25 protein-coding genes and 1 tRNA gene are annotated in these 21458 nt (G+C 71.2%); 17 read left to right on the top strand and 9 right to left on the bottom strand.

Annotated features, from left to right (window positions below):
- Positions 1 to 177 precede the first annotated feature (177 nt).
- The 12 genes from G3576_RS18805 to G3576_RS18750 all read left to right on the top strand — a co-directional run bounded on the left by G3576_RS18805 (position 178) and on the right by G3576_RS18750 (position 11578).
- On the top strand, positions 178 to 669 hold the full coding sequence (locus tag G3576_RS18805) for an A24 family peptidase (RefSeq protein WP_164695968.1): 492 nt from the start codon (positions 178 to 180) through the stop codon (positions 667 to 669).
- A gap of 9 nt (positions 670 to 678) precedes the next feature.
- Complete coding sequence (gene cpaB, locus G3576_RS18800) at positions 679 to 1524, top strand: Flp pilus assembly protein CpaB (RefSeq protein WP_164695967.1); 846 nt, start codon at positions 679 to 681, stop codon at positions 1522 to 1524.
- A gap of 158 nt (positions 1525 to 1682) precedes the next feature.
- Complete coding sequence (locus G3576_RS18795; RefSeq protein WP_164695966.1) at positions 1683 to 2951, top strand: type II and III secretion system protein family protein; 1269 nt, start codon at positions 1683 to 1685, stop codon at positions 2949 to 2951.
- Positions 2948 to 3250: a hypothetical protein gene (locus G3576_RS18790; RefSeq protein ID WP_164695965.1), complete on the top strand. Its 303-nt coding sequence runs from the start codon at positions 2948 to 2950 to the stop codon at positions 3248 to 3250. The genes G3576_RS18795 and G3576_RS18790 overlap by 4 nt, the downstream gene beginning before the upstream one ends.
- Positions 3247 to 4476, top strand: coding sequence for an AAA family ATPase (locus G3576_RS18785; protein ID WP_164695964.1), 1230 nt, complete (start codon positions 3247 to 3249; stop codon positions 4474 to 4476). The genes G3576_RS18790 and G3576_RS18785 overlap by 4 nt, the downstream gene beginning before the upstream one ends.
- Positions 4473 to 5882: a CpaF family protein gene (locus G3576_RS18780; RefSeq protein WP_164695963.1), complete on the top strand. Its 1410-nt coding sequence runs from the start codon at positions 4473 to 4475 to the stop codon at positions 5880 to 5882. The genes G3576_RS18785 and G3576_RS18780 overlap by 4 nt, the downstream gene beginning before the upstream one ends.
- Positions 5879 to 6835 carry a type II secretion system F family protein gene (locus tag G3576_RS18775; protein WP_164695962.1) on the top strand — a complete coding sequence of 319 codons (957 nt, stop codon included), beginning with the start codon at positions 5879 to 5881 and terminating at the stop codon, positions 6833 to 6835. Before G3576_RS18780 ends, G3576_RS18775 begins: the two co-directional genes overlap by 4 nt.
- Positions 6832 to 7758: a type II secretion system F family protein gene (locus G3576_RS32625; protein WP_164695961.1), complete on the top strand. Its 927-nt coding sequence runs from the start codon at positions 6832 to 6834 to the stop codon at positions 7756 to 7758. The genes G3576_RS18775 and G3576_RS32625 overlap by 4 nt, the downstream gene beginning before the upstream one ends.
- A complete protein-coding gene (locus G3576_RS18765) occupies positions 7752 to 8237 on the top strand; it encodes a TadE/TadG family type IV pilus assembly protein (protein ID WP_164695960.1) in 486 nt (161 codons plus the stop codon). The genes G3576_RS32625 and G3576_RS18765 overlap by 7 nt, the downstream gene beginning before the upstream one ends.
- Positions 8224 to 8817 (top strand): TadE/TadG family type IV pilus assembly protein, encoded by a 594-nt coding sequence (locus tag G3576_RS18760; RefSeq protein ID WP_164695959.1) that lies wholly within the window; start codon positions 8224 to 8226, stop codon positions 8815 to 8817. The genes G3576_RS18765 and G3576_RS18760 overlap by 14 nt, the downstream gene beginning before the upstream one ends.
- Entirely contained in the window at positions 8817 to 10622 is a 1806-nt protein-coding gene (locus G3576_RS18755; protein ID WP_164695958.1) for a pilus assembly protein TadG-related protein, read from the top strand. The genes G3576_RS18760 and G3576_RS18755 overlap by 1 nt, the downstream gene beginning before the upstream one ends.
- A 122-nt stretch (positions 10623 to 10744) precedes the next feature.
- Positions 10745 to 11578: a tetratricopeptide repeat protein gene (locus G3576_RS18750; protein ID WP_164695957.1), complete on the top strand. Its 834-nt coding sequence runs from the start codon at positions 10745 to 10747 to the stop codon at positions 11576 to 11578.
- Positions 11579 to 11652: 74 nt separating this feature from the next.
- Here the strand turns inward: G3576_RS18750 and G3576_RS18745 are convergent.
- Positions 11653 to 11729: transfer RNA gene (locus G3576_RS18745), tRNA-Pro, on the bottom strand.
- 64 nt (positions 11730 to 11793) lie between these two features.
- Between G3576_RS18745 and G3576_RS18740 the strand changes: the two genes are divergently transcribed.
- The 5 genes from G3576_RS18740 (at position 11794) to G3576_RS18720 (ending at position 15539) form a co-directional block, all read left to right on the top strand.
- Positions 11794 to 12516 carry a hypothetical protein gene (locus G3576_RS18740; RefSeq protein ID WP_164695956.1) on the top strand — a complete coding sequence of 241 codons (723 nt, stop codon included), beginning with the start codon at positions 11794 to 11796 and terminating at the stop codon, positions 12514 to 12516.
- 138 nt (positions 12517 to 12654) lie between these two features.
- Entirely contained in the window at positions 12655 to 13185 is a 531-nt protein-coding gene (locus G3576_RS18735; RefSeq protein WP_164695955.1) for a hypothetical protein, read from the top strand.
- Positions 13186 to 13196: 11 nt separating this feature from the next.
- Complete coding sequence (locus G3576_RS18730) at positions 13197 to 13559, top strand: hypothetical protein (protein ID WP_164695954.1); 363 nt, start codon at positions 13197 to 13199, stop codon at positions 13557 to 13559.
- A gap of 101 nt (positions 13560 to 13660) precedes the next feature.
- On the top strand, positions 13661 to 14512 hold the full coding sequence (locus tag G3576_RS18725; RefSeq protein ID WP_164695953.1) for a hypothetical protein: 852 nt from the start codon (positions 13661 to 13663) through the stop codon (positions 14510 to 14512).
- A gap of 31 nt (positions 14513 to 14543) precedes the next feature.
- Positions 14544 to 15539 carry a DUF4424 family protein gene (locus G3576_RS18720; RefSeq protein ID WP_164695952.1) on the top strand — a complete coding sequence of 332 codons (996 nt, stop codon included), beginning with the start codon at positions 14544 to 14546 and terminating at the stop codon, positions 15537 to 15539.
- Positions 15540 to 15570: 31 nt separating this feature from the next.
- Here G3576_RS18720 and G3576_RS18715 read toward each other — a convergent pair whose 3' ends face one another.
- The 8 genes from G3576_RS18715 to rpmF form a co-directional block, all read right to left on the bottom strand.
- The gene (locus G3576_RS18715) at positions 15571 to 16524 is read right to left on the bottom strand and encodes an aldo/keto reductase (protein ID WP_164695951.1); all 954 of its coding nucleotides are present in this window, start codon (positions 16522 to 16524) and stop codon (positions 15571 to 15573) included.
- Positions 16521 to 17168, bottom strand: coding sequence for a hypothetical protein (locus G3576_RS18710; RefSeq protein WP_164695950.1), 648 nt, complete (start codon positions 17166 to 17168; stop codon positions 16521 to 16523). The genes G3576_RS18715 and G3576_RS18710 overlap by 4 nt, the downstream gene beginning before the upstream one ends.
- On the bottom strand, positions 17161 to 18192 hold the full coding sequence (locus G3576_RS18705) for a zinc-dependent alcohol dehydrogenase (protein ID WP_164695949.1): 1032 nt from the start codon (positions 18190 to 18192) through the stop codon (positions 17161 to 17163). The genes G3576_RS18710 and G3576_RS18705 overlap by 8 nt, the downstream gene beginning before the upstream one ends.
- Positions 18193 to 18210: 18 nt before the next feature.
- The gene (locus tag G3576_RS18700; protein ID WP_164695948.1) at positions 18211 to 18627 is read right to left on the bottom strand and encodes a MerR family transcriptional regulator; all 417 of its coding nucleotides are present in this window, start codon (positions 18625 to 18627) and stop codon (positions 18211 to 18213) included.
- A complete protein-coding gene (locus tag G3576_RS18695) occupies positions 18624 to 18941 on the bottom strand; it encodes an integration host factor subunit alpha (protein WP_164695947.1) in 318 nt (105 codons plus the stop codon). The genes G3576_RS18700 and G3576_RS18695 overlap by 4 nt, the downstream gene beginning before the upstream one ends.
- Before the next feature lie 147 nt (positions 18942 to 19088).
- Positions 19089 to 20054 (bottom strand): beta-ketoacyl-ACP synthase III, encoded by a 966-nt coding sequence (locus tag G3576_RS18690; protein WP_164695946.1) that lies wholly within the window; start codon positions 20052 to 20054, stop codon positions 19089 to 19091.
- A 46-nt stretch (positions 20055 to 20100) separates the two neighbouring features.
- Positions 20101 to 21168, bottom strand: coding sequence for a phosphate acyltransferase PlsX (plsX, locus tag G3576_RS18685; RefSeq protein ID WP_164695945.1), 1068 nt, complete (start codon positions 21166 to 21168; stop codon positions 20101 to 20103).
- A gap of 45 nt (positions 21169 to 21213) precedes the next feature.
- Positions 21214 to 21414: a 50S ribosomal protein L32 gene (gene rpmF / locus G3576_RS18680; RefSeq protein ID WP_092960083.1), complete on the bottom strand. Its 201-nt coding sequence runs from the start codon at positions 21412 to 21414 to the stop codon at positions 21214 to 21216.
- Positions 21415 to 21458: the final 44 nt, after the last annotated feature.

The raw sequence follows: 21458 nt of genomic DNA, 5'->3' as shown, positions 1-21458 counted from the left end.
GCCATCCTCGGCGCCGCCGTCATCACCGCCTTCACCACCCTCGGCACCGGCCTCGGCACCTTCTTCACCAGCGTCGTTGCCAAGCTGACGCTCTGACCGGCTGCCCCTTCCCCGCCGCGCCACGGCGCGCGGCGGGGTAGTGTCGCCCTCTGCGCCGCTGTCTGCTGGAAGACACCCATGTCCATGATGGACGCCGTCGCACCCTTGGCCTCCATGGCCCTGATCGTCGCGGCCCTGCATGACGTGGCGGCGCGCACCATCCCGAATGCCATCCCCGCCTTCGTGGTCGTCCTCGGCCTGCTGCTGCGCGCGGCGGAGGGTGACCTGGCCTGGGGGCTCCTCGCCTGCCTTCTCGTCTTCGCGGTCGGCGTGCTCGCCTGGCGCTACCGCGTCATGGGCGGGGGCGATGTGAAGCTGCTGGCCGCCTGCGCCCTGCTGCCGCCGCCCGGCTCCGTCGCCGACATGCTGGTGGCCATCGCGCTCGCCGGCGGCGCGCTCTCGCTTTTCTACCTGGCCTTCCGCGGCCGCCATCCCTTCGCCATCCCGCCCCGCGCCGCGACCCTGCCGGGCCGCGCCGTCCGGGCGGAGATCTGGCGCCTGCGCCGCGGCGGTCCCCTTCCCTACGGCGTCGCGATCTGCGGCGGCGTCCTGCTGACGCTCGCCGGCTGAGGTCCCCCCATGGTCCTGCGTTTCACCCTCTTCTCCGTCCTGATCCTGGGCCTGGTCGGCTTCCTCGGCGTCGCCTGGATCGGGCTGCGGCCGGAGCCGACGCCGCAGGAAATCGTGGCCGCGCCCGTGCGCGCCAGCTTCCTGGCGGCCGCGCGGCCCGTGCGCGCGGGATCGCTGCTGCGGCCGGATGACATCACCTCCGTCGAGATGGACGTCGCGACGACGCCGCCCGAGGCGCGGCGCGACACGCCGCAGGCGCGCGCCGACCTGGTCGGCCAGATGGCGCTGCGCCCCGTGGGCCAGGGCAGCCCCTTCATGACGGAGGATTTCCTGCGCCCCGGGGATCGCGGCTTCCTCGCCGCGCTGCTGGCGCCCGGCATGCGCGCCGCCTCCATCGGCGTCGATGCCATCAGCGGAATCTCCGGCCTGATCTGGCCCGGCGACCGGGTCGATGTGGTGCTGACCCAGACCATCGGCGACGAGACGGTGCCGCTGGAGCGCCGCATCGCCGGCCAGACCGTGCTGATCGACAGCCGCGTCATCGCCATCGACCAGGCGATCGTGCAGGGCGCCGTCGGCGATGGGCCGGAGGCGAACCGCCAGGTGCGCACCGTGACGCTGGAAGTGGCGCCGCACGCAGCGGAGCGGCTGGCGGTCGCGGCGCGGCTCGGCCGACTGAGCCTGACCGTGCGTGCCAGCAGCAATCGCGACGGCGATGCGGCGCAGGAAACCGATGCGGTGACATGGGGTGGCGATGTCTCCCCGGCGTTGCGCGCGGCACCGGGAACCGTCACGAATCCGCGTCCCATCCAGGTTCATCTGGGCGGGAATCGTCGTGAGGAGTTCCGGTTCTGATCCCCGCCCTTCGCCTCCGGCTACCCTCCTTCCTGCTGCCGGTCCTCGGCGCGGCGCTGGTCGCGCCCGGCCTTGCGCTGGCGCAGGCGCTGACGCCGGTACAGCCGCAGACACCCCGCGCCACCGCTGCCCCGGGTGGCGTCGTCGTCCAGGGCGGCGTGCCGCTCGGCCTCTCCGCCGGCTCCGGCCGCGTCGTGCAGACATCGCGCCCCGTCGCTTCCGTCTTCGCCGCGGACCCGCGCGTCGCGGAGGTGCGGCCGGCGAGCCCGACCTCCCTCTTCGTCTTCGGCGTGGCGCCGGGACGCACCACGGTCGCGGCGCTGGACGCCGAGGGCAATGTGGTCGCGCAGCATGAGGTGACGGTGCGCCCCACCGCCTTCACCGCGCCGGAAGCGCAATCCGTGCTGTCCCGCGTGATGCCGAGCCGCAGCGCGCGGATCGAGACGCGCCCCGGCGGCCTGGCGCTGCTGGGCGAGGTGAACACGCCGGCCGAGGCCGAACAGGCCGTCGCCATCGCGCGCGGCCACCTGGCGGAAGGCCAGACGCTGGACAACCGGCTGGTCGTGCTCGGCCAGGTTCAGGTGAACCTTCGCGTGCGCATCGCGGAGGTATCGCGGGAGGTGGCGCGCGCCATCGGGATCGACTGGCAGGCACTGGGCAATATCGGCCGCTTCTCGGTCGCGCTCAGCACGCAGAACGCGGTCGCCAGCGCGCTCAACGCGCCCTCCTCCGTCCTCGCGGCCTATCGGGGCACGCCGGACGTGAATGCGCTGATCGACCTGCTGGCGCGGGACCGGCTGATCCGCCTGCTCGCGGAGCCGAACCTGACGGCGATGAGCGGCGAGACGGCGAGCTTCCTGGCCGGCGGCGAATTCCCCATCCCGATCGGGCTGCGCGACGGCAACATCACCATCCAGTTCAAGGAATACGGCGTCGGCCTTTCCTTCGTGCCGACGGTGCTGGCGCCGAACCGCATCAGCCTGCGCGTGCGGCCCGAGGTCAGCGAGCTGACCGAGCAGGGCGCGGTGCGGCTTTCCAGCGGCAATGCCTCCATCCAGGTGCCGGCGCTGACGGTGCGGCGGGCGGAGACGACGGTCGAGCTCGGCAGCGGGCAGTCCTTCGCCATTGCGGGGCTGCTGACGGATGCCTCCACCACCACGGGCCGCGCCGTGCCAGGGATCGGGGAGCTGCCGATCATCGGCCAGCTCTTCCGCTCCGACAGCTTCCTCCGCAACGAGACGGAGCTAGTGATCATCATCACCCCCTACATCGTGCGGGGCACCACCGACCCGAACGCGCTGCGCGCGCCGACGGACCGGCAGCTGCAGGCGGATGACATCGATCGCGGGCAGCTGGGCCGCCAGCTGGGATCGCCACGCGGCGGGCCACCGCGCCTGCCGGGCATGGCCGGGTTCATCATGCCATGAGCACGCTCCGCACCAGCCTTCTCGGCCTCTTCCTTCTGCTCGGCGGCTGCACCGGCAGCATGCTCGATCCCTATGCGCGGGAGGGGAACTGGCGCCCGAACGGCGCCAATGAGGCGAACCTCGTGCAGATGCTGGCAACGCCCACCGACTACACCCAGGGCCAGGCCGCGCCGGATGCGATGGGAGAGCTGGCGACCGCCGCCGTGCAGCGCCTGCTGCAGGACCGCGTGCGCAACCTGCCGACCACGGCGACGACGCAGGGCATGGGCGGCGCCTCGGGCCTGGGGGGCGCGCAGTGAACGCCTTCGACACGATGGCGGCGGAGGCGGGGGAGGAGACCGCCGCCTCCTTCCGCACGGACCGCAAGCCGCTGATCTGCTTCGCGACGGATGCCGCGACGGAAGCGACGCTGCGGGAAGGCTTCGCCGACCTCGCGCCGCCCGGATCGGAATTCCGCCGTGGCGACATCAACGCCGCCATCGCCCTGCTGCGCACCACGCCCACGCCCTGGACGCTGCTGGTGGACCTGACCGGCCATCCCCAGCCCTTCGCGGCGCTGGAGGATCTGTCGGAGGTGGTGGAACCCGACGTCCGTGTGCTCGTGATCGGGGACCGCACGGATCTCGGCTTCTACCGCCACATCACCCGCAACGTCGGCGTCGCCGACTACATGTACAAGCCGCTGACCGCGGCGCTGGTCGCCGAGAATTTCGGCGCGGTGGTCGGCCGCAAGCGGCAGGAACGCGTGGTGCGCGGCGGCCGCCTGCTGACGGTGACGGGTGCCCGCGGCGGCGTCGGCGCTTCCTCCATCGTGGCGAACCTCGCCTGGTACCTGACGGATGTCGCCAAGCGCCACAGCCTGGCGCTGGATGCGGATACGCAGCGCGGATCTCTGGCATTGCTGCTGGCCGCCGAATCGGGCGGCGGGCTGCGGACGGCGCTGGAACAGCCGGCGCGAGTCGATGAGCTGTTCGTCGAGCGCACCGCGCATGCCGTGAATGACCGCCTGCATGTGCTGGCCGCGGAGGAACAGCTGAACGCCCCGGTGAACTACCAGGGCGGCGCGGCGGAGAAGCTGATCAGCCTGGCGCGGCGCCGCTACAACTTCATCGTCGCCGACGTGCCCTTCCAGTCCACCGGATTCGGGCATGAGCTGCTGGACATCACCCAGCAGCGCGTGATCGTCATGGAGCCGACGCTGGCCTGCGTGCGGGATGCGCTGCGGCTGCTGATGCTGCCGCCCGGCAGCGGCCAGGCGAGCCGACCCCTTCTGGTGCTGAACCGCGCCGGCCGGCCCGGCGGGTTGCCGACGGCGAAGATCGCCGAGGCGATGAAGCAGGAACCGGACGTCGTCATCCCCGACCAGGCCAAGAAGGTCGAGGAAGCGGCGACCATGGGCAAGCCCGTGGAAGGCGCCTTCCGGGACGGCATCGCGCGCCTCGCCATCGCCTGCGGCGCGGCCTCCGCCCCGCCGCCCGGCCTCGGCAGCCGGCTGGCCAGCCTGCGCAAGCTGTTCCGCAAATGAGCGGCTTCGCCACCCCCGTCTTCGGGCGCCGCCGCAGCGATGCGGCCCCTGCCCCGGTGCCGGTCGCCACGCCGGCGCCCACGCCCGCGGCGGCGGCGCCCTCCGCCTTCGCGCCCCGCCCCCGGGCGCCGGCCACGGCCGGCATCAATCCCGTGATGGCGGAACTGCGCACGCTCTGCCTCCAGCGCGTCGATCCCGCCATGGTCGCGGACATGCCGCATGAGCGGCTGGCGACGGAGGTGGAGCGGCTGCTGGCGGAGATCGCGACGGAACAGCGCCGCCAGCTCAATGCCCGCGAACAGCGCCAGCTGGCGCTGGAGCTGGTGGATGACATGCTGGGCCTCGGCCCGCTGGAGCCGCTGCTGGACGACGACAGCGTGACCGACATCATGGTCAACGGACCGGAGAAGGTGTTCATCGAGCAGCGCGGCAAGGTCACGCTCTCCGGCGTCCGCTTCCGCGATTCGCAGCACCTGGCCAATATCGCGCAGCGCATCGCCGCCGCGGTCGGACGCCGGGTCGACGAGAGCAGCCCGATGGTCGATGCGCGGCTACAGGATGGCAGCCGCATCAACATCGTCTTCCCGCCGCTGGCGCTCGACGGGCCCTGCCTCTCGATCCGCAAATTCTCCCGCAAGCTGATCGATTTCGACAAGCTGGTGGAGAACCAGTCGATCCCGCGCCAGATGGCGAAGATCCTGCAGATCGCCTCCCAGTGCCGGCTGAACGTCATCATCTCGGGCGGCACGGGCTCCGGCAAGACGACGCTGCTGAACGCCATGTCCCGCCTGATCGACCCGGGCGAACGCGTCATCACCGTGGAGGATGCGGCGGAGCTGCAATTGCAGCAGCCGCACGTCGTGCGGCTGGAGACGCGGCCGGCCTCGCTGGAGGGGCGCGGCGAGATCAACCAGCGCGACCTCGTGCGCAACGCGCTTCGCATGCGGCCCGACCGCATCATCCTCGGCGAATGCCGCGGCGCGGAGGCCTTCGACATGCTGCAGGCCATGAACACGGGCCATGACGGCAGCATGAGCACCATCCACGCCAACACCTCCCGCGACGCGCTCATCCGCATCGAGAACATGGTGACGATGGGCAATTTCGGCCTGCCGACGCGCGCCGTGCGCACGCAGATCGCCAGCGCCGTCGACATCATCGTGCAGGTGGAGCGCCAGCGCGACGGCGTGCGCCGCGTGACGCAGGTGACGGAACTCGTCGGGATGGAGGGCGAGGTCTTCACGCTGAACGACATCTTCCTCGCGGAGCATGAGGGCGAGGACGCGGATGGAAGGCTGAAGGTGCGCTGGCGTACCAACCGCGCGCGCCCCTCCTTCTCGCAGCGCCTCGCCTATTTCGGGCTGGAGCGCGCCTGGATGGCCGCCTTCGACGAGCCCGAGCGATGACACCCGCCACGCTGGTCCTGGTTGGCGGGGTGCTCTTCGCCGCGCTGGCGATCGGCGTGGTGCTCGGCCTGTCCGCGCTGAGCCGGGCGGAGAAGCGGCAGGCGCGCATGGCGGCGGTGGTGTCGCCCTACCTCCAGACCATGACGGTGCGCGCGACGCGGCCGAGCCTGTCGCAGGCGGTCTCCCGCTCGCCCCTCGCGGCCAAGGCTGCCACGCTGTTCGGTATCGCGCCGGAACTGCGCCACCACTATCCCCTGCCCTGGTGGCTGGTGCTGGTGCTGTCGCTGGTGGCGGCGCGGCTCGGGCTCGGCATGGTCGCGGTCATCGCGGGGGATGCGATCCTGGTCGCGATGCCGGCGGCCTGGCTCCTCCTCGCGCGCACCATGTTCGCGCGCTTCCACGGCCAGCATCGCCGGCGGCTTTTCGTGCAATTGCCCGATGCGCTCGGCCTCGTCATCCGCGCGACCCGGATCGGCATCCCGGCGACGGAGGCGATGCGCACCGTCGCCAAGGAAGCGCCGATGCCGACGGCGGAGGAGTTCCGCAAGATCGCCGACCGGCTTTCCATCGGCATGCCCTTCGACCGGGCGCTGGAGGAGACGGCGCTGAAGAATGGCGTGCCGGAATACCGCTTCTTCTCCACCGCCATGTCGCTGCAGGCGCAGACCGGCGGCGGGTTGTCGGAGACGCTGGAGAACCTGGCCGATGTCGTGCGCAAGCGCGTGGCGCTGCGCGCCCGCGGCCTGGCGCTGGCGTCGGAGGCCCGCACCTCGGCCGCCATCCTGGCCGGGCTTCCCTTCGGCGCCGGCGGGCTGATCGCGCTGCTGAACCCCTCCTACGCCGCCGTGCTGGTCTATGACGAGAGCGGCCAGCGCATCCTGGCGCTGGCCATCGGCATGCTGCTGTTCGGCATCCTCAGCATGCAGGGCATCATCAGGAAGTCGCTGTCGTGACGAGGGAACTCGCCATCGTCATGCTGCTGGCCGGCATGGTGCTGGCCCTGGTCGGGCTGGTGCTGGCGCGCACGCTGCGGGATGAGCAGCGCGTCGCGATGCGGCTGCTGGCGGTGCAGCGCAGCGTCGGCGTGGACCAGGTGGCGGTGCCCTGGTCTTTCCGCCGCGCGGTGCTGCAGGGCTTCGGGCATCTCGGCTCCGCGCTGACGCGGGCGGGCATCCTCTCCCCCCGCACGGTCGCGGACCTCGAACAGACGCTCTCCGCCGCGGGCTTCCGCAGCAGCGGCGCGCTGCCGGTCTTCCTCGGCGCCAAGATCGTGATGCTGGTCGCCGTGCCCCTCTTCGTCTTCGTGCTGGTGACGGTGGCGGAGGTGCAGCAGCCCATGAAGGGCATGCTGCTGGCGATGGCGGCGGTCGCCGGCATGCTGATCCCGGACTTCGTCGCCAAGCGGCTGCGCAAGCGCTACCTGAAGGAGCTGGAACAGGGCCTGCCGGATGCGCTGGACCTGATGGTGATCTGCACGGAAGCGGGCCTGTCGCTGGAAGGCGCGATCGACCGCGTCGCGGTGGAGATCGCGCCCGCCAACCGCTCCATCGCTGCCGAGTTGTCCCTCTGCGGCAGCGAACTTCGCATCCTGGCCGATCGCCGCGCCGCGCTGATGAACATGGCGGAGCGCACGCGGCTGGATGTCATGCGCCGCGTCGCCGTCATGCTGGCGCAGTCGCTGCAATTCGGCACGCCCATCACCGTGGCGCTGCGCACACTGTCGCATGAGATGCGCGGCGAGCAGTTGACGCGGTTCGAGGCGCGGGCCGCGCGACTGCCGGTGCTGCTGACCGTGCCGATGATCGTCTTCATCCTGCCGACGCTGTTCCTCGTGGTCGGCGGCCCCGCCATTCTCCAGGTGCTGCGCTCATGGTGAGGCGTCTGCGTTCCCTGCTGCCGCGGCTCGGCAATCGCGGCGCCTATGCGCTGGAATTCGCGCTGCTGACGCCGGTGTTCCTCACGCTGGTCACCATGACGATGGAGATCGCCTGGCAGCTGGCCATCGGCGCGGGGCTCGATCACGGCACGCGCGTCGCGGCGCGCTGGGCCTCCACCGGGCAGTCGGCGCCCTCGGGGCTGAGCAATTCGCAGTATGTGGCGCGGGTGATCGCGCAATCCTCGGGCATGCCGATCGTCGCCACCAATCTGACGGTGGTGACGGAGGCCTTCTCCTCCATCTCCACGCTGAACGGCAGCGGCACCGCGGGCCTCGGCAATGCCGGGCAGATCGTGCGCTACCGCATCACCTACCAGTCGAACGCGCTGACGCCGGTCGGCCGCAGCCTGGTGCCGAATGGGCTGTTCCGCCACACGACCAGCGTGGTCACGCGCAACGAGCCCTATGCGATCCGATGACGGGCGCGCGGGCTTCGCGTCGATCGAATTCGCGCTCGCCCTGCCGGTGCTGCTCGTGCTGTTCGTCGGCGTGGCGGAGTCGCTGCTCTACATGCGCACCTGGTACCGGCTCGACCGCACCGCGATGGAGATCGCCAGCATCGCCTCGCAATACGAGACGATGACGACGGCGGTGGTGAGCCAGCTGTTCGACGCCGCGAATACCATCGCTTCCCCGATCCCCGCCAATTCGGCGACAGGCAATGCGAATTCGCGCGCGCGCACGGTCCTCTCCGTCGTCAGCAACACCGGTTCCGGCAATCGCGTCGCCTGGTCCTGCAGCAAGGGCGATTCGAGCCTGCCGGCGAATGTGGCGGGGCAGACCACGCTGCCCAACGGCCTGGTGGTGCCGAGCGGCCAGACGCTGGTGGTGGTGGAGGTCATCAACGGCACGCGGCCCTGGCAGATCCTGGTGAAGCTGGCGACGCTGACCCAGGTCCTCGGCTTCACGGTGCCGGATCCCGGCCCCATCCGGACCTATGCGCTGATCCGGCCGCGCATCGGCACCCTCAGCACCCTGACCGGGGGATGCCCGGCGTGATGGCGCGGCTGTTTCGCACGCTCCGCGCCGATCGCCGCGCCAACCTCGCGGTGCTGGTCGGGCTGATGATGGTGCCGCTGACCGGCATGGTGGCCGTCGCGGTCGATGGCATGCGCGCCTGGCTGGTCTATTCCCGCCTGACCGCCGCGCTGGATGCCGCGGCGCTGGCCGGCGCGCGCAACATCGCCAACACGGCGACCAGCCGGGACAATGAGGTTTCCGCCCTGTTCTGGGCCAACATGTCGGTGAAGACGTCCGGCTGGACGGCGGCGAGCGGGCTGACGCAGTCCTGGACCAGCTTCCTCGATTCCTCCGTGCGGCTGGAGACGCTGACGGCGGTGGACCAGCAGACCTTCCAGGTCACGGCGAGCGCGCAACTGCCGACGACCTTCGCCCGCGTCATCGGCATCGAGAATTTCACCATGCGCGCGCAGGCGCGTGCGCAGCGCGCGAATACCGGGCTGGAACTGGCGCTGGTGCTCGACATCACCGGGTCGATGGACACGAACTGCACCCTGCCGTCGAACCGCACCACGACCAATTGCCGGATCACGACGATCCCGCGCAGCTCGAACCAGACCATCACGGCCGCCAACAACAATGCCGACCTGATGCGGGTGGCGGCGGCGGATTTGGTCAACATCGTCTTCGGCAACAACGAGACGCAGAAGAACCTCTACGTCTCCGTCGTGCCCTTCACCACCACCGTCAACCTGGGGCCCACGCGCACCTCCTGGCTGGATGCGACGTCGCGCGCCAGTCTGAACGCGAACTTCACGCCGACGACGTGGTGGGGATGCGTGGAGGCCCGCGTGGGCTACAGCGGGGCGCCGAGCGATGGCGACCGCAACGACTACACGCCCTCCGAATACCCGTTCCGGCCGTTCTACTACCCGTCCACGCTCGGCATCTACACGCGCAATGGCAACCGGGTGCCGGGCGACAATGACTGGGCGCGGCGACTCTGGAACGCGACCACGACCGGCACCGATGCCATCACCGAATCCTGGCACGCCTATCGTGGCAGCTACCAGGTCGGCCCGAATGTCGGCTGCCCCTCCACCCCCGTGCTGCCGCTCTCGACCAGCAAGACGGCGGTGCTCGACACCATCCAGAGCATGCGGGCCACGAACCGTGGTGGCACCATGGGCAATCTCGGCCTGCTGGCGGGCTGGTGGACGTTGAGCCCGCGCTGGCGCAGCACCTGGAACCTCGGCCCGGCACCCGACAACCAGGCGACGTCGCTGCCGCTGGCCTACAACACGCCCTACATGCGCAAGGTCATCGTGATGATGACGGATGGCGACCAGAACTGGTTCGATTCGCCGAACGGCTATCCCGGCGATTGCAGCATCACTTCCACCAACAGCAATTCCTTCCCGAATTCGGGCGCCGGATTCGCCGCCCCCGGTCCCTCCATGCCGGTGCAGCCGGTGGCCTGCCCCTCCTCCGGCACCGTCAGTGTCGCCGCCGGCGGGCCGGTGATAGCGAACAATGCGGACTACACGGGCTACGGGCGGCTGGCGGATCGCCGGCTGGGCAGCACCATCACGACCAACTCGGCCGCCACGACGGAGCTCAACAGCCGCCTCGCCGCGCTGTGCACGACCATCAAGAACAACGGCATCATGATCTACACGATGGTGGTGAACACCTCCGGCTCGGTCAGCACCGCGACGCGCAACCTCTACCAGAACTGCGCCACGGCGACGTCGAACTACTACCTGGTGACTCAACCCGACCAGTTGCGACCGACCTTCCAGCTCATTGCCAACGAACTCACGAACCTCAGGATCACGCAGTGATGCTGCCCTTCGCACCGTGCCTGCTCGAGGGTCTTGTGATGCGCACCCCCCCACGGCAAGGTCCGGCGGAGACCGGGCCATGCCGCGCCGCGGAGTCCAGCGACGGAGACTCTCCCCCGCCCATGCGTGCCCCCGCTTCCCGCCCGCGCCTGATCCAGGCCACCCGCGTCGCGCTGGTGGCGCTGGCCTGCGTTGCCACGGTGGCCGGATGCGGGCGCGTGCCGAATCCGCTCACGGCCCGTCCGCAGGCCCCTGCCGTCCCGGCGCCGCGGCCGCTGGACCAGCTTCGCGCCGCGGCGCAGGCGAGCCCGGGTGACCGGATCGCCCAGGCGAGGCTCGCCGATGCGGCGGAGGCTGCCGGCCTGCATGCGGAGGCCTCCGCCGCGCTGCAACGGGTGATCGACCTGGATGGCAGCACGCCGGAGCGGCTGGTGCGGCTCGGCACCATGCATCTCCGCGCCGGCAACCTGGCGGCGGCCGAGGCCGCCTTCACCAGCGCCCGCGGCATCGCCCCCCGTCATGCCGGCGCCCATGCCGGGCTGGCGCTGACCTTCGACATGCTGGGCGACACGGCGCGCGCGCAGGACGCCTATCGCCAGGCCCGCACGGCCGCGCCGAATGACTGGACCATCCGCAGCAACCAGGCGGTGTCCCTGCTTCTGGCCAAGCGCCTGCCGGAGGCCGAGCGGACGCTGGCGCCGGCGGAGCGGGAGGCCGATGCGCCCCAGCGCGCGCGCCACAACCTGGCGCTGATCCTGGCCGCGCGGGGGGAACATGCGCGGGTCGTGCGCCTGCTGCGCCGCGATGCCGCGGGGACGGATGCGGAGGCGCTGGCGCTGGAGTTCAAGAGCTTTGCCGAATGGCTGGCCACGGCGCCGGAGGCCGAGGCGAGCGCCCTGCTGCTGCAACCCGCCACGCTGCGCGCCATCCCGCGGGAGGGTGGCGCCGGCAACTGAACCGGCGCCCTGGAATCAAGAAGGCCACGCGGGCTGCCCCGCGTGGCCTTCTTGATTCCTGACGGATCTCAGGATGGTCGGAGCGGCGGGATTCGAACCCACGACCCCCAGTCCCCCAGACTGATGCGCTACCAGACTGCGCTACGCTCCGACTGCGGGGGCAATAGCATCGGGCATGGGGGCCGCCAACCCCCGCGCCGTCGGACTAGGTGGGAATGGTGCTGATCAACCGCGCGGCGCATGGGTTGGCGCTGGGCGCGGCGTTGCATGCGCCGCATCATCCCAGCGCGAGCCCAGCCTCGCCGTTCCGGCAGGCGCCGGATTCTTCCGGATCGTGCCGCATTCCTGCCATGGCGCCACCGAAGCCTGTGCGCGGCGTGGCGGATGCCGGGCGGGGAACTGGAATGGAACGGGCCATGACGACTCTTCGGGCGATGCTGCTCCTGGCCGGGCTGACGCTGCTTCCTGGCTGCCTGCAATCGAGCCTCGACCTGTCCACCCAGGCGAGTCCCGTGACGGCGCTGCTGCCCGGGCAGTATGTGGAAGTGCTCTCCGACCAGGAATACCGCGTCACGGAATCGGGCGGTCTCTACTCCGCCCTTTCAAGCGGCCGAAACGCCCAGCCGATCCGGATCCGATTTTACGGCGTGGCCGGTTCGCCGGCGATGATCGTGCAGTCGCTCCCCTCGGGCAGCGGGTCGCACCAATACGCCTTCGCGCTGTTCTCCGGGGACACCATCGTCCTGTTCGAGCAGGCATTCGGCAGCAATGCGAGCGCCGTGCCGGCGCAATTCGCCGCCGCCGTGCAGATCGGCCAATCGCCGACCGGCATCACGATGCGAAACCCGGCGATGACAAGGCAGGTCCTCGAAGCCCTTGCCAGGCAGGGCAACACCAACCGGCACGTGATCGCAGTCTATCGGCGGACCGGCGACTGACCACGGAGTTCCGTGAATTTCGTTTAACTTATCAGACAAAGCATCGATTTCGAGTTGATGGGTGATGACGCCTCTGACACGTTCCGCCCGCACGGCGGGCCACGTTGGTGACCTTCGTCAGTGTGTCAGACGCCTCCCGTGGAGATCGGCGCCGTGCCCATTCCGCTGCCGCGTGCGCGCCCCTGGCGCCATCGACTGCTCGTCATCGCGGCCAGCGGCCTCGCCGCGCTGCCAGGCACGGCGGTGGCGCAGTATCGCGAGGTGAGGCAGGGCCAGAAAGGCGCGGCGCAGATCCTCCGGATCGACGAGAACGGCCGCTTCAACCGGTGCGCGGCGCATATCACCTCCAGCGCCGGGCCGCTCCGCATCTCCTGGAACCGCGACCACGTCTACAACATCAGCACGCCGGCGGTCCCGGTGAATGGCCGCCTGTTCCTCCGGCTCCTCGACACGCCCGCCGGCACGTTCAGCTTCGACGCCACCACCAACGGCCAGCGCGTCAGTGCCCGGATCGACACCCGGAGCATGGAGGCCGTGCTGCGCATCCGCGGCCGGATCAAGCTGCAGGTGGGAAGCCGAAACTTCGACTATGCGCTCGGCAATGCCTCGATGCAGGACATCATCGTCGAGGTCGAGAATTGTACCCACCGCGCCATGGGGCATGGCTGAGGATGCGGACCTTGCGGTGGATGCTTCCCGGTCCGGCCCTGCCCACGGCGATGGCGCTGGCCGCGGGCCTGCTCTGGTGGATGCCTGCGGCGGCGCAGATCCCCCAGCATTGCGCGAGCCTGCGCGATCCGGCCGAGCGGTTCCGATGTGCGGGGCTGCAGAGGCCGCCTCCCGCCAATCCATTCGGTCCCGGCTGTTCCAGCCAGAGCGATCCTGCTGCCCGCCTCGAATGCCTGAGGCGGGCGCAGGTCGGCCGCATGCCGGCCCCGGCGCAGCGCCCCCAGGCCCAACGCTGCACGCCGGCGACCCCCTGCTCGGACCGCGGCGGCCGCTACTACCTCACCCCCTTCGGCGAGAAGCGATACCTCCAGTGACGGGGCCCTCTCCTCGCCGGCCCCGTCATGGCGCGCCCCTGCTCCATCGGCGCGTCCGGTCGCGCAGGGCGCCGATCACCACTCGAGAAGGGAACCAGTCGATGCGTGCAACCATGGCTGCCGCCGCGCTGGTCGCGGGCCTTCTCCTGCCCGCTGTCGCGGCCGCAAGGCCGGCGGATTGCCTGGTGCAGATCGAGGGCCGCACCCTCATCAACGGCGAGTGCAACTTCGAGGCCGCCCCCAACGGTGACTTCACCGTCACGCTCGGCAGCCGGGTGGCCCAGGTGATGGTTGACCCCGGGTCACGCCTCGGCCGGGCCAGCTACCAGGACCCCGCTTCCGGGGAGCCGCCGGGCGTCGCCGATGTGCGCCGCGACGGCGCGTGCTGGGGCGAGGTGCGCGCCATCCGCGTCTGCGCCTGGCAGCCAGGCCAGCGACCGGCGGCCTTCCGTAACCTTCCGGCGGCCGAGGCCGCGGCTCCCGCTCCGGTGGCGGCCTCGAAAGGCGCCGACCCTGCCATGCGTGTCGTATCCACCCGACAGGTTGGCCCCTGGACCCTGTCGCGGCTGGAGGGTGGCGGTCGCTGGCGGTGCGAGGTGGAACGCCGCTACCCCGATGGCAGCGCCCTGGCCTTCCTCGCCGCGAAGCCGAGCCCCGGCAACCAGAATATCGCGGATACCGGCCTGCGCTTCAGCGGCGCGGCGCTGCTGGGGCTGCGGGGCGAGATCAGGGTGGTGCCCTGGGGTCTCGGCCCCGACAACGCCCAGAGCGCCATCGCGGACGGCAACGCGACCGCGACGATGATGGACCCGCCCAACGAGCCGGGCTCATCCGACGCCTTTGCCAATGGGCGTGACTTCGAGGTCAGCCTTCCCGGCGGTGAGCGTCTCCGCTACGCCCTGAACGGGTCGAACGCGGCCTGGCGCGCCGTGTCGCAGTGTGCCGGCTTCTGAACCGATGGCGATCCTGCCTGGATTGCGCGGGATGAAGCGCGGATCGCTCCGCCGGACGATGCTGGCCGCGGGCCTCTCGGTGCTGCTCGCCGCGCCCGCCACCGCCAATGACAGCGAAGCCGCCATCGGCATCGGCGGCCTCACGCTGGTCCGCTCTCAAGCGATCCGGCTCGACACGCAGGCATTGTTCATCAGCCGGGACCAGGTCAGGGTCGAGTACCGCTTCACCAACACCAGCGATCGCGACATCGAGACGCTGGTCGCCTTCCCGCTGCCGGACATCGTGCTGAGTCCCGTGGCCCGCGCGCCGGATTTCGCGGCGGACCTCGATTTCCGCACGGTCGTCGAAGGCCAGCCTGCACAGCTGCAACTGGTCCAGCGGGCCAGCTTCCGGGGCCAGGACATCACCGCGCGATTGCAGCGGCTCAACCTGTCGCTCCTCGCCCGGGGCGATGAATTCTCCGCTGCCGTGAATCGGCTGCCGGCGGATGCCCGCGCCGCCCTGGTGCGGGAGGAGATGCTCCTCGACGGCGGCACCGACGGGCGGATGCAGCTCTGGGATGCCCTGTGGACGGTGCACACGACCGTCACGCGGCGCCAGACCTTCCCGGCCGCGCGGAGCATCCGGGTTGAGCACAGCTATCGGCCGGTGGTGGGCGGCCGGATCGGCGGCGCGCTTGCCCCCGCCCTGCGCGGCACGCCGGAGTTCCGGGAGCAGCAGCAGCGGCAATGCATCGAGGACGGTTTCCTGGCGGCGCTCGACCGGCGCCTCGCCGGTCGGGGCGGTGACCCGGACTATGCGGAGGTCTGGCTGCAATACCTGCTGCGACCGGGCGCCAACTGGGCCGGGCCGATCGGCGAGTTCAGGCTGGTGGTGGACAAGGGCGACCCCCGATCCATCGTCAGCTTTTGCGGAACCGGCGTGCGGCGCCTGGACGATCGCCGGTTCGAGGTACGCTATCGCAACTTCGTGCCGGACCGGGACCTCGACATCCTGATCATCGACTTCGTCGCACCGCCACGCTGACCGGCTGCGCCCACCGGCGCAGGCGTTGCGTTCATCGCGGCAGCGTCGAGACCAGCCCGGTTGCGCGCAACTCCTCCCACAGCGCGGCTGGGATCTCCGCCTGCATCAGGGCCAGGTTGCGGGCCAGTTCCCCCGGCGCCTGGTGGCCGACCACCACGCCCTTCACCGCCTGGCACAGCAGCGGGAATCGCATCGCGGCCGCGGCCAGCGTGACGCCGTGGCGGGCGCAGGCGGCCTCGATGGCAGCGGTGCGGGCCATGAGGTCCTGGGGCGCGGGCTTGTAGCGGTAGCGGGCGCCGGGGATGGCGCCGGTGGCCAGGATCCCCGTCTCGAAGGGCGCGGCGAAGAGCACGGGCGTGCCGGTCGCGACGCAATGCGGCAGCAGTGCCTCGCAGGCCTCCTGGTGCAGCAGGGTGCAGCCGCCGGCGAGCATCACCGCATCGAAGGGCGCCTCCTTCAGCAGCCGGAGGATGGGCCAGGGGTCGCGCATGGCGACGCCGACGGCGCCGATCACGCCCGCCGCCTTCAGCCGCTGCAGCACGGGCAGCGCGCCCTTCAGCGCCATGGCGTGCTGGGCCTCATAGGCCTCGCCATGCAGGCTCGGCTGGACGTCATGGATGAAGACCAGGTCGAGGCGATCGGTGTGCAGGCGCGCCAGCGCGGTCCGGATCGTGGCCTCCGTCCCGGCGGCGGAGTAGTCGAATCGATCCGTGCCGTCCGGCAGCAGGTAGCGGCCCGTCTTGGTGCCCAGGACATAGGCGTCCCTCGGCCGGTCCCGGAGCGCCAGGCCAAGGCGCCGCTCGCTCTCGCCCCCGGCGTAGTAGGCGGCGGTGTCGAAGTAGCGCAGGCCGGCGTCCCAGGCGGCGTCGACCACGGCCTTCACCCCCGCCTCCCCGGCCGCGCTGGCCAAGGACCCACCGCCGATGCCGAGGCGGGACATCATCAGGCCCGTGGCGCCGAAGGGGGTGCGGTCGGTTGCGTTCATGCGGGGGGCTTCCAGTGGGGCCGGCGATGCGCCGCCCTTTCGTCAGGGCTGGTGCCGGGAAAGGCGAAGAGCAGGTCGTAGACGTCGCCGCCCCGGCCGATCGCCCGCAGCGCGGCGGCCGCCGCGTCACGGTCCTGCGCCTCCAGCAGCAGCACGGCGGCCACGCTTTCCTCCGACGCGCCGGCGCCGAGGCGATGGGCGGGGCCAGCCTCGGCAGCGCGCAGGCCGAGCCGCGCGGCGACCAGCCCGGGCCGGGCCGCCAGCGCCGCCACCTCGATTCCCGCCGGATCGGCCAGCCGCAGCACGGCCAGCGCCGCGCCGAAGCCATGGCCGGCCCGCGCCACCTCCCGGCACGGCGCGCGGAGGAAGGCGCGGAAATCCGGGCGCATGGAGGCCGACCAGGGCGTCGGATTGGCCAGCAGGTCGCGGTATTCCGGCGTGTCGAGCGCCGCCAGGGACTCGACCTCGTAGAGCGTGAACCAGCGATGGGTGGGGTGCGCGGCGTCGCGGTAGCGGCGGCCGGCAAGGAAGCCGGGGGCGGCGACGCGCTCCGGCAGGTGCTCGCGGGCGTGCCATTCCTCGTACTCGGCCTCCCGCCCCGGGGCGAGGTCGTTCCAGAGGGCGAGGAAGCCGCGCTCAGGCATCGTCGGGCTCGGGCATCAGCACCACCTTCGTCGCTTCCCGCCGCCGCGTCAGCGCGAAGCCTTCCAGCCCGCGCCGGAGCGGCAGGCGGTGCGTGACCATGGGCGCCAGCGCGCTGCCCTGGCGGAGGACGAAGTCGAGGGTCCGGCGCCAATCCGCTGACTTGCCGCGATTCGTGCCGCGGAGCTGGAGCTGTTCCCGCACCACGGTGTTGAGCGGGATCTCGGCCGGGCGGGCATGGATGCCGGCGATGACCAGCACGCCCTCCCGCCGCAGCAGGGGCAGCGCCGCGGCGACCAGGGTGGGCAGGCCCACCGCCTCGAACACCACGTCGAAGCGGCCTCCCTCGGCAAGGTGGGCGAGGCCCTGGTCACCCACCTCCCGGAGCCGGTCGAAGCCCAGGCGTTCGAGCACGGCGAAGCGCGGGCCGTCGTCCCGCCCGGCGATGGTGACCTCCGCCGCCCCGGCCTCCCGCGCCATCAGCGCGATGGCCTGGCCGATGGCGCCGGGGCCGAGGACCAGCACGCGATCCCCCTGCCCCACGCCGCCCACGGAGACGGCGCGGGCGCCGATCACCAGCGGCTCCGTCAGCGCGGCGATGGCGGGGTCGAAGTCCTCCGGGATGGCCAGGCAGTTGCGGGCAGGCGCCAGGACGAGGGGCGCGAAGCCGCCATCCCGTGTCATGCCGATGCCCCGCCGGTCGATGCAGCGATCGGGGTCACCCCCCTGGCAGGCCGCGCAGACGCCGCAGGTGACGGAGGGGATGACGACGACCCGCGTCCCCACCGCCAGCGCGGGATCGCTAGATTCGGCGACCCTCCCCGCCAGTTCATGGCCGAGCGTCACGGGCATGGCGGCGGTGACGAACTCGTAGCCGCCCGACCAGTCCTCGATATGCAGGTCGCTGCCGCAGATGCCGGCGGCCTCCACCTGGACCAGCACCTCGCCCGGCCCCGGCCGGGGCGGCGGCGGAACGTCGCAGAGCAGCAGGCCAGGGGCCGGCGCCAGCTTGCGAATTGCCTTCATGGAGATGCGCGCGCGGGCCTAGCCCCGCGCGGCCAGGGCCCGGAGTTCATGCGCCAGGCGTTCCAGCGCATCCAGCGCCTCCCGCACCGGCTCGGGCGCATCGGCCTCGTCCAGGTCGCCCAGCGGCAGTTCGGGGGCGCCGCCGGCCTCCTCGATGCCGCCCTCGCGCAGCAGGCGCTGCACGCCCTTGATGGTGTAGCCCTGAGTGTAGAGCAGGTCGCTGATCCGCTTCAGCAGGCCGATATCCTCCGGCCGGTAGTAGCGGCGCCCGCCGCCGCGCTTCAGCGGCTTCAGCTGGGGGAACTTGGTTTCCCAGAATCGCAGCACATGCTGGGGGATCTGCAGGTCGTCCGCGACCTCGCTGATGGTGCGGAAGGCCGTGGGCGCCTTGCGCGGCCGCGCGCGCCCCTCGGCATCCGCGCTGTCATCGCTCATTCGTCGTCGCCGCCCGATTCGACCGCCTGGCCGGGGTTGAGGCGCGCCTTGAGGACGTGGGAGGGCCGGAAGGCCAGCACCTTGCGGGGCTGGATCGGCACCTCGACTCCGGTCTTGGGATTGCGGCCGACGCGCTTGCCCTTCTGCCGCACGACGAAGGAGCCGAAGGCGGAGATCTTCACCGGCTCGCCGGCCTCCAGCGCCGCCGACATCTTCTCCAGCACGGTTTCCAGCAGGGCGGCACTCTCGTTCCGGGAGAGACCGACCTGCGTGTAGATCGCCTCCGCGAGATGCGCGCGGGTCATCGTCGTCATGGCGCAACAGGCCCCTGCAAGCCATTCATCGCGCTAGAAAACCGGTATCCGCAGGGGGCGTCAACCATGGGGTTTCACGCGACCGTGCGCCACTTCGCGCGGGTCGGCAGGATCGCGCGCCAAGAGGCTGAAATGGTTAATCTATCGTCAGAAGCGCGCCAGCGCCGCGCCCCAGGTCAGCCCGCCGCCGATCGCTTCCATCAGCACCAGGTCGCCCGACTTGATGCGCCCGTCCCGCGTCGCCTCTGCCAGCGCCAGCGGGATGGAGGCGGCGGAGGTATTGGCGTGGCGGTCCACCGTGATCACCACGCGGTCGAGCGGCAGGCCGAGCTTCTTGCCCATGGCCTCGATGATCCGGACATTCGCCTGGTGCGGCACCAGCCAGGCAACCGCGGACTGGTCGAGGCCATTGGCGGCCAGCGCCTCATCCACCGCCGAGGCCAGCTTGGTGACGGCGTGCTTGAACACTTCCCGCCCCGCCATCCGGACCACGCCGGTGCCGCCGGTGGAGCCCGCGCCGCCATCGACGTTCAGGATGTCCCCGAAGCGGCCATCGGCGTGCATGTGGGTCGAGAGCAGGCCATCCCCGGCCGCGGGATTGCCGGCCCGCAGGAAGACGGCGCCGGCGCCGTCGCCGAACAGCACGCAGGTGCCGCGGTCCGACCAGTCCAGGATGCGGGAATAGACTTCCGTGCCGACCACCAGCACGCCGCGCGCCTGGCCGGTGCGGATCAGCGCATCGGCAATGCCGAGCGCGTAGATGAAGCCGGTGCAGGCGGCCGCCACGTCGAAGGCCATGCCGCGGGTGACGCCGAGCGCCCCCTGGATGCGCGCCGCGGTGGAGGGGAAGGCGCTGTCCGGCGTCGCCGTCGCGACGATGATGCAGTCCACCTCCGACACATCCGCGCCGCCCTGCGCCAGCGCGGCCCGGCAGGCGGCGGCGCCCATGGCGGACGCCGTCTCGCCATCCGCGGCGAAGTGGCGCTGGCCGATGCCGGTACGCTCCCGGATCCAGCTGTCGGAGGTATCGAGTCCCTTCTCCGCCGCCAGTTCCTCATTGGTCACGGCCCGTTCCGGCAGGTAGCCGCCGGTGCCGACGATCACGGCGCGCATCGCGCGTTCCCCCCTCAGGGCCGAATGGGTCTGGGTCGCCCGCGTATCAGCGCGGGGTGGCCGCGACGCGCGGCGTGGTCTCCGAGAGGCGCGCCAGCCCCTCCTGGATCCGTTCGTTGAAGCGGTGCGTGACCATGTCCATGGCGACGTCCACGGCATGGGCGAAGCCGACGCCATCCGTGCCGCCATGGCTCTTCACCACGACGCCGTTCAGGCCGATGAGCACCGCGCCGTTGTAGCGGCGGGGATCCATCCATTCGCGGAGACGATCGAGCGCGGGCCGCGCCAGCAGGTAGCCGACGCGCGCGGGGATGGAACTGGTGAAGACCTGGCGCAGCAGGTCGCGCATCAGCTTCAGCGCGCCCTCCCCGGTCTTCAGCGCGACATTGCCGGTGAAGCCATCGGTGACGATCACGTCCACCGTGCCGGCGGCGATGTCATGGCCTTCGACGAAGCCGCGGAAATTGGCGCCGATATGGCTGTCCCGCAGCGTCTCCGCCGCCTGGCGCACCCGCTCGTCGCCCTTCAGCTCCTCCGACCCGACATTCAGCAGGCCGAGCGTCGGCTCCGTCAGCCCGAGCACGGCGCGGGCGAAGGCATCGCCCATGACGGCGAACTCGACCAGGTTGCGGGCATCGCACTGCACATTGGCGCCGAGGTCGAGCATGACGACGTCGCCGCGCGCCGAGGGGCCGATGGCCGCCAGCGCCGGCCGGTCGATCTCCGGCAGGGTCTTCACGACGATCTTGGCCAGCGCCATCAGCGCGCCGGTATTGCCGGCGGAGACGACGCCCGAAGCCTCCCCATTCGCGACCGCATCGATGGCGCCGCGCATGGAGGATCCGCGGACGCGCAGCGCCGCGGTGGGCTTCATGTCACCGGGGATGGATTCCGGCGCGTGGCGCAGGCTGCACGCCTTGGCCGCGCGGGGCCGACGCGCCAGCAGCGCGCCGAGCCGAGCTTCATCACCCACGAGCAGGAAGCGCGCCTGCGGATGACGCTCCGCAGCCAGTTCCAGCCCGTCCAGCACGGACTCCGGTGCGTGGTCCCCGCCCATGGCATCAATTGCCAGGGCGAATTCCCCGCTTCCGCGTGCCGCAACGGCCTTCGCCATCAGGATCCGACCCTTCGCCGCATCGGCATCAGCCCGGCAACCCGATCAGACGCGGATGACACCCTTGGCCTTGTCCGCCGCCATCACCTCACGGCCGTCATAATGGCCGCAATGGGAGCAGACGTGGTGGGGACGCTTCAGCTCACCGCAATTGGAGCATTCCAGGCTCGCAACCGCCGTCAGCGCCTCATGGCTGCGGCGCATGCCGCGGCGGGAGGGCGAAACCTTCTTCTTCGGAACGGCCATGGTGCCGAGCCTTTCTCGTCAACAATCTGAAAAGCAGATGGGGC

Origin of the sequence: Falsiroseomonas algicola (genome assembly GCF_011040385.1) — a bacterium.
Lineage (GTDB): Bacteria > Pseudomonadota > Alphaproteobacteria > Acetobacterales > Acetobacteraceae > Falsiroseomonas > Falsiroseomonas algicola.
Note: the sequence above shows the minus strand (reverse complement) of the source record. Positions and strands in the feature narration are given on the sequence as shown.